This window comes from Lachnospiraceae bacterium JLR.KK002 (genome assembly GCA_036941025.1).
Taxonomy (GTDB): domain Bacteria; phylum Bacillota; class Clostridia; order Lachnospirales; family Lachnospiraceae; genus Petralouisia.
In genome coordinates this window covers 1,666,994-1,679,923 of sequence record JAYMNP010000001.1, presented here as the reverse complement: position 1 = coordinate 1,679,923, position 12,930 = coordinate 1,666,994, and the positions used below count along the sequence as shown (strand labels likewise).

The window sequence follows — 12,930 nt, the reverse complement described above, 5'->3', positions numbered from 1 at the left end:
GTTAGAATAATTTCCATGTAAAAGCGAAGAAGGTGTTCAGTAGAGAACTGTACTGCTTGCAGAGAGAGAGGATCACCGGCTGTAAGTCCTCTTAAGAGAAGGCAGGAATCGAATTTCCCACCGGAGCTGCATATCTGAAACATGTTTCAGAAGTAGGATATGACGTTGTCTGCACGTTACGCAGAGAGAGAGTCCGGTCGCCTGTATGCAGAAAGAAGGGAGACTGGAAACCAGGGTGGTACCGCGGAACATTTCGTCCCTGTGCATTTTGCACAGGGATTTTTTTATCTTAATTAGGAAGGACCGTGTCATGCTAAGGCGTGAAAGTATTTCCTGTGAGATAAAAAAATTATGCGCACTCGTGCGAATAGAAAATGTCACTATGTGACGTCCTGAGGTATCCCTCAGGCAAGCCTGGTACCCCTTAGGACAAATCCGCACAGCGTATGCGTTTTACATTGATATAAAAAGGAGAATGATTATGAAAGAAAAGCTGGAACAGATTAAGGCAGAAGCAGTCCGTGAAATTCAGAATTCTGACGGACTGGCCAGATTAAATGACGTGAGAGTTGCATTTCTGGGGAAAAAGGGAGAACTGACGGCCGTTTTAAAGGGCATGAAAGACGTACTTCCCGAAGAACGCCCCATGGTGGGGCAGCTTGTCAATGAGACAAGGGAAAGTATTGAGAAACTGATTGAGGAGACGAAGGCGAAACTGGAAGCAGCAGAACGGGATCTGCGGTTAAAACAGGAAGTAATTGACGTAACCCTTCCGGCCAGGAAAAATCCGGTGGGACACCGCCATCCCAATACCATTGCGCTGGAAGAAGTGGAACGTATTTTTATCGGCATGGGCTATGAAGTGGTGGAAGGCCCGGAAGTGGAATATGATTATTACAATTTCGAGGCATTGAATATTCCGGCCAACCATCCGGCCAAGGACGAGCAGGATACCTTCTATATCAACGATAAGATTCTGCTTCGTACCCAGACCTCTCCGGTCCAGGTACGGGAGATGGAAAAAGGGAAACTGCCCATCCGCATGATTGCACCGGGCCGGGTATTCCGTTCCGATGAAGTGGACGCCACCCATTCCCCCTCTTTTCATCAAATCGAAGGGCTTGTGATTGATAAACACATTACCTTTGCAGATTTGAAAGGAACGCTGGCAGAATTTGCAAAGCAGCTTTTCGGAGAAGAGACAAAAGTAAAATTCCGGCCTCATCATTTCCCCTTTACAGAGCCCAGCGCGGAAGTGGATGTGACCTGCTTCAAATGCGGCGGAAAGGGCTGCCGGTTCTGCAAAGGTTCCGGCTGGATTGAAATCCTGGGCTGCGGTATGGTACATCCGAGGGTGCTGCGTATGAGCGGCATTGACCCGGAAGAGTACTCCGGATTTGCATTTGGTATGGGACTGGAACGGATTGCACTGCTGAAATATGAGATTGACGATATGCGTCTGCTGTACGAAAACGACGACCGTTTTCTGAAACAGTTCTGAACCTGTCAGGATATATTATTGAAAATTAGGTAATTGCGAAACAAGTTCAAAATCTTGATTCCAATAGGGCAAAGGCCCGGTTGAGCCGGACTTACAGGAGGTGGATGTGGATAACAAGGATTTTAAGACATGAAAACAAAGCAGATAAGGATATCTGCCCGTGAAATGGTATGCGGTATGTAAGGTTATGCAATCAGAGGTTTTAAACTGCGGATATATTCATGCCTGTGCAGTTTATCAGCCACCATTACAGTAATAAGCTGGGTAATCCCGGCGAGAAGCAGGTCAGCATGAAGCGTTTTTTCATTCTGCGTTTTACGTCCGGCAACACAGAAGCTGTCCTTGAAATGGTTGATTGATTTCTCAACGTTTACCCTGAGCTTATAGGTGGAATCCCATTCGGCCGTACCACGAAGCGTACCAGGATAGGCGCGCAGGTTTTTCTCGGGATAAATATAAAACATCCTGCCGCAGGGGGATTCAGTACAGGGATTTTCACAGTGGCAGACACGTTTTGATTTCTTTGTAAGTTTGTTCCACTCCCATTTCATTTTCGGGCATACAAACTTCATGGTTGGCAGCCCGCAGCGGAGATGGGATTTGCTTCCTTCCCGTTTCATTGGAAGGGATGGGTCTTTGGGGCAGCAGGGGATGCCGTCCTTATTCAGCGGGCAGTCGGATTCCGGAAGGGAGATTCTGCCGTTGAGGGGAATGTAAGCTTTCTCAAAGGAAGCTTCCTGTAACAGGTATTTGTAGATTTCAATGGAATCAAATGCGGCGTCTCCCAGAAAAGTTTTCGGATTGATAAGCGGATGCTTCCGAAAGAAATCTTTTAAAGTGGGAACCAATGCCCTGGAATCGGCAAGACTCTTATCTTCATCCGGGGAATCAGATTTTTTTCCAACAATGATGTCAGGATGAGCCGCAAGAAAGTCCTTGTTATAAAAGGAAATATCCCGGACAATGCCGAGTCCGTTGGTAATAATACCGAATTTATAAGCATAACAGAAATGCCCGTTAATGTACATCTGCTGAATGGCTGGACTGGCGGCAGCATGGGAAGGCATGGAGCCGTAGGCGGCTTTATAAGGGTCAAAGGAATCGGCCATCCCTTTTGCTTTTTTGAAGGCTTTCAGCTGTTTGATGATACGGTTGGCATATTTGGGATTGTTTTCTGTAACCCATGCCTCAATGCCGGAGGTATCAAAGAGAAGCATGGAAGCTTTCTGTGTATCAATAGAATGGCATATCGGTTCGGTCAAGTCAACAAGATGGTCGAACATGGATTGTAAGTCCGATAAAAACTCCTGTTTGAAGCGGGTGAATTTAGAGGCATCCGGGACAACATCAAACCCGCAGAAGTCCCGCAGTTCCTGAGAGTATTTCAGGAATACAATCAGCAGGGATGTTGTTGGGATTGAGAAGATAAGCTGTAATAACAGAGCCCTGAGCATTGGATAAAGCAGATGCTTACGGGGCCTGCCAGTGGCGGCATGGAAATGAGAAATAAAGGACACTGGGACCATTTCATCTAAGTTGATGGTATTTTCGAGAAGTGCAAGGAACTGATATTTATCATTATCAAATTTATTTTGGCAATCGGTAAAAATATCTGCCAAAGAGAGCTGTTTGTATGGTATCATGTAGGTACAACTCCTTTCTGGTGGATGGTTGATTGTTACTCGACATCTCAATTTTACCACAAACCAGTGAGGAGTTGTTTTATTTTGTAACAAAAAGAATCCCGTATTTATGTGGGTTCTGGCGTTTCGCAAACGCCTATTATTGAAAATCAGAGAAAGGAATCAATTATTATGAATACATCATTATCATGGATAAAGGCATATGTTCCGGGACTGGATGTAACTCCTCAGGAATACATGGACGCAATGACCCTTTCCGGCTCCAAAGTGGAAGGTTATGAAAAGCTGGATGCGGATCTGGAAAAAATCATCATCGGACAGATTAAAAAAATAGAAAAACATCCCGATGCAGATAAACTGGTGGTCTGCCAGGTGGATGTGGGCGCCGGGGAAGATGTGCAGATTGTTACCGGAGCCCCCAATGTAAAAGAAGGCCAGAAAGTTCCCGTAGTGCTGGACGGAGGACGGGTGGCAGGAGGCCATGACGGAAAGAAAACGCCTGGCGGCATTAAAATCAAAAAGGGAAAATTAAGAGGCGTGGTATCAAACGGTATGATGTGCTCCATTGAAGAAATGGGCTCTGACCGGGAAATGTATCCGGAAGCGCCGGAAGAAGGTATTTATATTTTCGGAGAAGATGCAATTGTGGGAGAAAGCGCCATTCAGGCGCTGGGCCTTGACGACGTGGTGTTTGAATATGAAATTACATCCAACCGGGTGGACTGTTTCGGGGTTCTGGGACTTGCAAGGGAAGCAGCGGCCACATTCGGCAGAGAATTTCAGCCTCCGGCGGTGACTGAGACCGGCAACAGCGAAAATGTGAAGGATTATATCAAAGTTACCGTGGAAGACGCGGAGCTCTGTCCCCGGTACTGCGCACGGGTGGTAAAAAATATCAAAATCGCTCCCTCACCGGAATGGATGCAGCGGCGTCTGGCTTCTCAGGGGATTCGTCCCATCAATAACATCGTGGATATTACCAACTATGTGATGGAGGAATACGGTCAGCCCATGCACGCCTATGACCTGGACACCATTGCCGGCCGGGAGATTATCGTAAGGCGGGCATCCAAAGAGGAGAAATTTGTCACTCTGGATGGTCAGGAGCGCACCATGGATGAGTCCGTACTGATGATCTGCGACGGAGAAAAAGCTGTGGGTATTGCCGGAATTATGGGCGGTGAAAATTCCATGATTACCGACGATGTGCAGACCATGCTGTTCGAGGCAGCCTGCTTTGACGGTACCAACATCCGCCTTTCCAGCAAAAAAATCGGTCTGCGCACGGACGCTTCCGGCAAATTTGAGAAGGGGCTGGACCCCAACAATGCACTGGACGCCATCAACCGTGCCTGCCAGTTAATCGAAGAACTGGGAGCCGGAGAAGTAGTGGGCGGTGTAGTTGACGTATACGGCAAAGTAAAGGAAGGCAGAAGAATTCCTTTTGACGCGGATAAAGTCAACCGGCTGCTGGGAACACAGATTTCAAAAGAAACCATGATTGGTTATTTTCAGAAGATAGATTTGGGTTACGACAGGGAGAAAGACGAAGTGCTGGTGCCTTCCTGGAGGCAGGATCTGGAATGTCTGGCGGATATGGCGGAGGAAGTGGCAAGATTTTACGGATATGACAATATTCCTACCACACTGCCCAACGGGGAAGCCACCACAGGAAAACTCTCCTTTAAGCTCAGAGTGGAGGAAGTGGCAAAAAATGTGGCGGAATACTGCGGATTCAGCCAGGGCATGACTTATTCCTTTGAGAGCCCGAAAGTTTTTGACAAACTTATGATTCCCAAAGACAGCGAACTGCGTAAAACAGTGGTGATTTCCAATCCGCTGGGAGAGGATTTCAGTATTATGCGCACCATTTCCCTGAACGGAATGCTCACTTCTCTGTCCACCAATTACAACCGCAGGAATAAAAATGTACGCCTGTACGAGCTGGGAAATATTTATCTGCCGAAACAGGTGCCGCTGGAAGAACTGCCGGAAGAACGGATGCAGTTTACCCTGGGCATGTACGGAGAAGGAGACTTCTTTACCATGAAAGGCGTGGTGGAGGAATTTTTTGAAAAAGCGGGATTAACAGAGAAAATAACCTGCGACCCGGATTCCGGAAAACCTTTTCTCCATCCGGGCCGGCAGGCCAATATCCGGTATCATGGAAAGGTTCTGGGATATCTGGGAGAGATTCATCCCCAGGTGGCGGATAATTATTCTATCAAAGACCGGGTGTATGTGGCCGTGATTGATATGCCGGAAATTGTAAAAATGGCCGGTTTTGACCGGAAATACGAAGGAATTGCCAGATTCCCGGCAGTGAGCCGCGATATCAGTATGGTGATGAAGAAAAACATTCTGGTGGGAGAAGTGGAAAAGATATTTGACGCTAAAGGAGGAAAATATCTGGAAAGCTATGAACTGTTCGATATTTACGAAGGAGCCCAGATTAAAACCGGTTATAAATCCGTGGCATATTCCCTGACTTTCCGGGCAAAAGACAAGACGCTGGAAGAAGCAGATTATGCGCCGGCCATGGAGAAGATTCTGAAAACTCTGGAAGAACTGGGTATTGAACTGAGGAAGTAGACTTTATGGACGTAAAAGATTTTTATTATGAGCTGCCCCCGGAACTGATTGCCCAGGACCCTCTGGAGGACCGTTCCGCCTCTCGTCTTCTTGTACTTCACAAAGAGACGGGGGAACTGGAGCATACAGGGTTTCGCCGTATTGCAGATTATCTGAATCCAGGGGACTGTCTGGTACTCAACAATACCAGGGTAATTCCTGCAAGGCTCTTTGGAGAACGGGAAGGAACCCATGGCAGAGTCGAGATTCTGCTGCTGAAAAGAAAAGAAAACGATATATGGGAAACACTGGTAAAACCGGGAAAAAAAGCCAGGCCCGGAACCAGAATTTTCTTTGGCGGAGGGTTGCTGACAGGAGAAGTGCTGGAAATCGCGGAAGAGGGCAACCGTCTGATTCAGTTTACCTATGAGGGGATTTTTGAGGAAATTCTGGATCGGCTGGGCCAGATGCCTCTGCCGCCCTACATTACCCATCCTCTCCAGGACAAAAACCGTTACCAGACCGTTTATGCCAGAGAGGAAGGCTCTGCGGCGGCGCCCACGGCCGGACTGCATTTTACACCGGAACTTCTGGAGGAAATCCGCAGAAAGGGAATTTCCATTGCGGAAGTCACTCTCCATGTGGGTCTTGGCACCTTCCGGCCGGTGAAAGCAGAACAGGTGCAGGATCACCATATGCATTCTGAGTTCTATCAGATTGATGAAACAGCGGCCAGAATCATCAATGAGACCAGACAGCGAGGCGGCCGGATTATCTGTGTGGGAACCACAAGCTGCCGCACCATTGAATCTGCGGCAAAGGCACTGCAGGCAAAAAAACAGCAGGAGAGTAGAGTATTTCCGAACGGAACCGTTGTAGCGCCAGTCAGCGGCTGGACCGATATATTTATCTATCCCGGCTATCAGTTCCAGGTGCTGGACGGCCTGATTACCAATTTCCATCTGCCGGAATCCACACTGGTCATGCTGGTGTCGGCCCTTGCGGGGAGAGAGCATGTGCTACATGCCTATGAAACAGCAGTGCGGGAAAAGTACAGATTTTTCAGTTTCGGAGACGCAATGCTTGTGGTATGAGAAAAAATGGGTGGAGGAAAGCCCGCGAAAGTACAGGAATACTGTGGTTTCGCGGGCTTTTGGCATCCGATTACCAGTTAAAATCCGTTTGAGTCTTTCTGTCAGTTTCATTACAGTCAATTTTTTGCGAGGAGAGACTGCAAAAACAGTTTCTCAATTTAACCTCCCAGGGCAGCGCACGAAATCAGTGAGTTGCCATAACAGCAAAAAAGAGCAAAAATCAAAAAAATCGGCCTGCATTTTGTATATTTCAGCCACACACGAACAAACAGAACCTTTTATATTCTGATTCCTGACCGGGCACACGGGAAATCAGAAAATTCTAAAGGAAAAATGCCAATTGCTTAAGAAGGTATTTCAGGATATAATATCGACAGATGTTATAAGCGCCGAAGTGCGTATAAATTACCATACCATATCACGGAGTGATTATAGTATAATATCGACAGATGTTATAAGCGCCGAAGTGCGCATAAATTACCATACCATATCACGGAGTGATTATAGTATAATATCGACAGATGTTATAAGCGCCGAAGTGCGCATAAATTACCATATCATATCACGGAGTGATTATGGTATAATATTGTTAAACACGACATTGCCCATAAATAAGCTGAAGGAGGATGGTTGTGGACACGGAGATAAAAAGAGCAATCAACGCGGCAGATATGGATCACAGTATGATGAAAAGGCGAAGCGTCTGCTGGGGAATAAAATCATTCTGGCGCATATCCTGGTAAAGACAGTAAATGAGTTTCGGAAAATGGAACCGGAAGATGTTGTGCCATATATTGAAGGGGAACCATACATCAGTGCAGTTCCGGTTGAGCCGGGACAGACCAATGCGGCAAAAGGAAAAAACGGACAGCGGATTGTGGGGCTGAATACAGAAAGTGCGGAAATCAATGAAGGGCTTGTAAGGTTTGACATCGTCTTTTATGTACGGATGAAAGACGGAATTTCACAGATTATCGTGAACCTGGAGGCACAGAAGGACATTTCTTCAGGATACCATATATGGAACAGGGCGGTATTTTATGTGAGTCGGCTGATTTCTTCTCAGAAAGAGAGGGATTTTGTAAAAACCCATTATGACGACATAAAACCTGTTTACAGCATCCGGATTTGCATGAACATGGAAGAAAATAGCATGGATTACGTGCATCTTACAAATGACAGGGTTCTGGGCTCCAGTCAGTGGAAAGGCGGGCCTGATCTGCTGAACATTGTGCTGATAGGCATAACCGGTAAACTTCCGGAACATGATGAAAACTATGAACTGCACCGTCTTTTGAGCGCCATGCTTTCCATAGAGCTATCCACGGATGAAAAGCTGGGGATAATGGAAACAGAGTATAATATCCCTATAAATGATAAAATGAGAGAGGATGTGAACGCAATGTGTAATTTGAGCCAGGGAATCAGGGAGAAAGGCAGAGCTGAGGGCAGAGCCCGGGGAGGAGTGGAAAAGGAAGAAAAAATTATTTTAAATATGTACACGAATCATTTTACGTTGGAACAGATTGCACTTGCAACAGGCAGAAGCATAGAGGATATCAGAGTTGTCATTGAGAAAAAAGAGTATGAACTGGTGTAATTTGAAACTTTCAGTGAAAAAAACATATATAAAAACAATTTAAAGTGTATATTTTTAAATGGATGATAGTAATCGAACATTATAAATCGAACGTTTTAAATTGACAAAATTGTTCGATTTTTGTATAATATAAACAGGAAGTGACTGTACTATATTTTGCAGGGAGGGTTTTCTTATGGTTGTTACTGCAACAGAATTTAAGAGTAATCTGGGGAAATATCTGGAATTGGCCGCAAGGCAGGATATCTTTATTACAAGAAATGGGAAAAATATCGCACGTCTAACCAGCCCCGCTATTGACAGGCTGGCTATATTGGATAACCTTGTGGGAATTATCCCGGAGCAGGATGCAGCAGTGGAAGATGTGGAAAGAGAGGAACGGTTGGCGAGACAATGAATCTTTTGATTGATACAAATGTGATAATGGATATTTTGGGAAAGCGGGAACCCTTCTTTCAGAATTCTTATGCTGCTTTGCGGAAGGCCATAAAAGCAGAAACAGAATGTATGGTTTCAGTTTCTGCGGTTACGGATATTTTCTACCTGCTTCGCAGGTCATTGCACTCGGCAGAACGGGCAAGGGAACAGATTGAGCAGTTGTCCCGGCTTGTCACTTTTGCCGATGTACAGGGAATGGATGTCCAGACAGCACTCATGCGGGAGATGCCCGATTTTGAGGACGCAGTAGTGGATGCAGTAGCAGAAAGAAACAACTCCAGTTATATTTTAACGCGCAATGTGAAAGATTTTTCAAAATCCGTAATCCCGGCAATTACGCCAGCCGATTTTTTGAACATCTGACAGATTTGTATATTGAGGCCAGACAGCCTTTATTGCTGAAACAGACAGAAAGGAAGGGAGCTTATGAAGAAAAACAGAGTGAGAACGCTCTTTGCCTGTCTGCTGGCAGTCCTTTGCCTCACCACACTGGAATGTATGCCGGTGTATGGGGCAAAACTTCCGGCTCTTAAGGTGAAGGGAACCCGGCTTGTGAATGAAAAAGGAAAAACGGTTCAGCTCAGAGGGGTGAGCACCCACGGGCTTTCCTGGTATCCGGAATATGTGAATCAGAAAGCATTTTCCTATATGAAAAAGAACTGGAATATCAATGCGGTGCGTCTGGCCATGTATACCGGTGAATACAACGGATACTGTACCGGAGACAGCGCCAACCGCAAGGCACTGGAGAAACAGATAGACCAGGGCGTGAAATATGCCGCAAAAGCGGGGCTGTATGTGATTATCGACTGGCACATTTTAAGCGACGGAAATCCCAGGACTTATGAAAAAGAAGCAGTGGCTTTTTTTAAGAAAATGGCGTCGAAATATAAGAATTATACCAATGTGATTTATGAAATCTGCAATGAACCCAACGGGGGAACTTCCTGGGAAGATATTAAAACCTATGCCGGGAAGGTGGTAAAGGCCATCCGCTCCAAAGACAAACATGCAGTGATTCTGATTGGAACGCCCAACTGGTCCCAGGACGTGGATGCGGCCGCCCAAAGTCCGGTTAAAGGGAAAAATCTTATGTATACCCTGCATTTTTATGCAGGGACCCATGGGGAATACCTGCGGCAGAAGGCTCAGACAGCCCTGGACAGGGGACTGCCTCTGTTTGTATCGGAATTTGGCATTTCAGACGCCTCAGGAAATGGCGCCCTGAATAAAGAAGAAGGCAGCCGATGGATGAAATTTCTGAAAAGCAACAAAATCAGCTATATGGGCTGGAACCTTTCCAACAAAGGAGAAAGTTCCGCCCTGATTAAATCTGCCAGCCAAAAAACTTCCGGCTGGAAAAGCAAAGACCTGACCCCCTGGGGAAACTGGCTGGTAAAACAGATGAAACAGAAATGATATGACAGCAGCCATGACACCGTACGAAAGAAAAGATGTTAAAAAATTTCTCCCAGATACAGTTCCCGGTAGTAATCCAGCTCATCGGCGATAATTTCATCCAGTACCCGCATACCCAGCAGTTCTACCGGGGCTTTATCGTCGGTGAGGATTAAATTGCCGGATTCTCGCAGCGTTATCTGGCCGGAAACCGTTTCCATCATATCAGAAAGAGCCTCATCTGTCAGGCTCTTTCTTCCTGTCTCAAAAGTGTTCAAAACGTCAGGAGACTGAAACGCAAAAACCTCACAGTTGGTACCTCCGCTTACAGGGGCGGTATAAACGTGTTCAAATACGGAGCCTATGGTATCGCAGAGATAATCATTGATGGAGTGTTCGGAGCCGGATTTCATATTCATATTCACCACCATTACCCCGTTCGGAGCCAGATGTTCCCGAACCTCCGTAAAAAATTCCACGGAGGACATCTGAAAGGGAATGGTAATGTCCTGATAGGCGTCCACCATAATCACATCATAGGTTTTCTCAGAAGCGGCAAGATAAGAACGTCCGTCGTAGACAGACACCCGGACAGAATCCGGCAAATCAAAGTATTCTGCTGCCAGATCCGCAATTTTCCGGTCAATTTCCACGCCTTCTATGGAACAGCCCGGAAAATATTCGCTGCAGTATTTGGCAAAGGTTCCGGTGCCAAGCCCCAGGATGAGAATGTCACCGGGATTATCGGCAGAAATGCCCGCCATCAGCGGCGCGGCCAGGGCATAGTCATAATACATGCCGGTCAGCCTGGAATCCTTCATCAGAATGGACTGAACACCGAACAGTACGTTGGTGGACAGAATCACAGAAGAGTCCGATTCCTTTACCTGCAGATAATTATAAATAGATTCATCCTCCAGCGTAATATCCTGTTCCCAGAATGCAAAGCTGTAGCTGGAAGAAGTAAATCCCAGCACCAGAATCAGCACGATGGTCATCATGCATGTTATCATTTTCTTCCGCATGGAGACAAAGTAAACAATGCTGATAAGGGCCAGAACACCGGAAAAGATTAAAAAGGTCACGGCGGTTCCCACGGAAGGAATGGTCACAAAAGTGGGCAGAAATGTGCCGATAATGCTTCCGATGGTATTCAGCGCCCCAAGTTCACCCACGGTTTTTCCATTGTTGTCAAGGCTGTTTACCGAGTACTTTACCAGAGAAGGGGTAACCGTCCCAAGAAGTACGCAGGGAAAGGCAAACACAGCCAGACAGGCAAAAAGAGCAGCCCATACCAGAAAATTACTGGTGACAAATGCCGCAAGGAGCAGGGAAATCCCGCCAATCAGATACCTTCCGGCAAAAGGAATCAGTGCAATCCAGACAGAGGCCAGAAGAAGCCTTCCATACAGCCTGTCCGGAGAAGAAGTCCTGTCTGCCAGTCTGCCGCCCCATACATTTCCCAGGGCCATGGCAATCATGATGACGCCGATGATTACCGTCCATACAATCTGGGAAGAGCTGAAATAAGGAGCCATCAGGCGGCTTGCGCCCAGTTCCACAGCCATTACGGACATGCCGGAGAAAAATTCTGTGACATACAGAAAATATTTGTTACCTGAAATATTTTTTTGAATCATAAGCTACCACCTTTATGGGTTATTTTATTCTATAGTTCCGTCCAGCGCATGGCGCCGGCTGAACTGTTACTACCTATTTTAACATAACAGAAATAAAAATAGCAAAAATTTTAAAAATGTTGTATAAAAGAACAGAAACGGTTCATACTATTACCATCCGAACAGGACAAAGCCCCCACTTGTCCTGAACGGTAAAAGCAGAATGCTTTGAACCAAAGATAAGGTTAAATACTTATCCTCCCCTTTTTAAAAAACTCCCGTAAGGCACAGCCTTGCGGGGGTTTTTTATCTTACAGGAAATACCCTGGGCACGCTAATCCGGGAAATTTATAAAAAATACCTTTGAAAAACCCAGGGAAATGGTTTATACTATGATAAGTATGTACAGGACAGGTACAGAATAAGTGGTAAAGGATGGTATTTAATATGGCATTATTAGAACAGTGGAAAGATATTGCATACAATCAGGAAACCAACAAAGGAGAACTTCAGAGATTCTGGCAGAGATATTTTCTTCTGGAAAAAGGTGTGTATGAGCAGTTACTGGAGAATCCGGATCAGCCGGTAGAAGGAACCGTAAAGGAACTGGCGGAGAAATACGAACTGTCCATTATGGATATGACAGGATTTCTGGACGGTATTAATGACAGTCTGATTACCCCGAATCCCATTGAAGAAATGGAAGAAGACACCAGGGTAAGTCTGGCATTTGATAAGGAGAAGCTCTACAAAAATATGGTGGATGCAAAGGCAGACTGGCTCTATGAGCTTCCCCAGTGGGAGAAAATCTATGATGAAGAAACCAGACACAGACTGTATCTGGAGCAGAAGAAGTCCGGTACGATTATAAAAGAGGAAAAAATTTATCCCAACGACCCATGTCCCTGCGGCAGCGGAAAAAAATACAAAAAGTGCTGCGGAAGAAATAAGTAAAAATCCCTTTACAGATGAAGAAAAAAGGATTATAGTAATAGAGAACTGAATCAGAAAAGGCGCTGACAGGAAGAGTAAGCTGCGAAATGCCGGGTTTCTTCTATATATAATA

8 protein-coding genes, 2 pseudogenes and 1 other annotated feature are annotated in these 12,930 nt (G+C 45.9%); of the genes and pseudogenes, 8 read left to right on the top strand and 2 right to left on the bottom strand.

Going from position 1 to position 12,930, the window contains the following annotated elements; all coding sequences use genetic code 11:
* Window positions 1-17: 17 nt before the first annotated feature.
* Window positions 18-264, top strand: a binding site (T-box leader).
* 217 nt (window positions 265-481) lie between these two features.
* Window positions 482-1,501, top strand: coding sequence for a phenylalanine--tRNA ligase subunit alpha (gene pheS / locus VSQ32_08085; protein ID MEH2942822.1), 1,020 nt, complete (start codon window positions 482-484; stop codon window positions 1,499-1,501).
* 247 nt (window positions 1,502-1,748) lie between these two features.
* Here the strand turns inward: pheS and VSQ32_08080 are convergent.
* A pseudogene (locus VSQ32_08080) lies at window positions 1,749-3,144 on the bottom strand (transposase).
* Window positions 3,145-3,315: 171 nt separating this feature from the next.
* On the opposite strand from VSQ32_08080, the gene pheT reads away from it, so the two are divergent.
* From pheT to VSQ32_08050, 6 genes and pseudogenes are all read left to right on the top strand, one after another.
* Window positions 3,316-5,736 (top strand): phenylalanine--tRNA ligase subunit beta, encoded by a 2,421-nt coding sequence (gene pheT, locus VSQ32_08075; GenBank protein ID MEH2942821.1) that lies wholly within the window; start codon window positions 3,316-3,318, stop codon window positions 5,734-5,736.
* A gap of 5 nt (window positions 5,737-5,741) precedes the next feature.
* Complete coding sequence (gene queA / locus VSQ32_08070) at window positions 5,742-6,809, top strand: tRNA preQ1(34) S-adenosylmethionine ribosyltransferase-isomerase QueA (protein MEH2942820.1); 1,068 nt, start codon at window positions 5,742-5,744, stop codon at window positions 6,807-6,809.
* Between the two features lie 632 nt (window positions 6,810-7,441).
* A pseudogene (locus VSQ32_08065) lies at window positions 7,442-8,409 on the top strand (hypothetical protein).
* 175 nt (window positions 8,410-8,584) lie between these two features.
* Complete coding sequence (locus VSQ32_08060; protein MEH2942819.1) at window positions 8,585-8,806, top strand: type II toxin-antitoxin system prevent-host-death family antitoxin; 222 nt, start codon at window positions 8,585-8,587, stop codon at window positions 8,804-8,806.
* A complete protein-coding gene (locus tag VSQ32_08055; protein MEH2942818.1) occupies window positions 8,803-9,210 on the top strand; it encodes a PIN domain-containing protein in 408 nt (135 codons plus the stop codon). The genes VSQ32_08060 and VSQ32_08055 overlap by 4 nt, the downstream gene beginning before the upstream one ends.
* Window positions 9,211-9,273: 63 nt before the next feature.
* Complete coding sequence (locus VSQ32_08050; GenBank protein MEH2942817.1) at window positions 9,274-10,266, top strand: glycoside hydrolase family 5 protein; 993 nt, start codon at window positions 9,274-9,276, stop codon at window positions 10,264-10,266.
* A 38-nt stretch (window positions 10,267-10,304) separates the two neighbouring features.
* On the opposite strand, the gene VSQ32_08045 is transcribed toward VSQ32_08050, so the two are convergent.
* Window positions 10,305-11,885, bottom strand: a complete 1,581-nt coding sequence (locus tag VSQ32_08045) for a fused MFS/spermidine synthase (protein MEH2942816.1) — start codon at window positions 11,883-11,885, stop codon at window positions 10,305-10,307.
* A 426-nt stretch (window positions 11,886-12,311) separates the two neighbouring features.
* Between VSQ32_08045 and VSQ32_08040 the strand changes: the two genes are divergently transcribed.
* On the top strand, window positions 12,312-12,818 hold the full coding sequence (locus tag VSQ32_08040; GenBank protein MEH2942815.1) for an SEC-C metal-binding domain-containing protein: 507 nt from the start codon (window positions 12,312-12,314) through the stop codon (window positions 12,816-12,818).
* Window positions 12,819-12,930 lie beyond the last annotated feature (112 nt).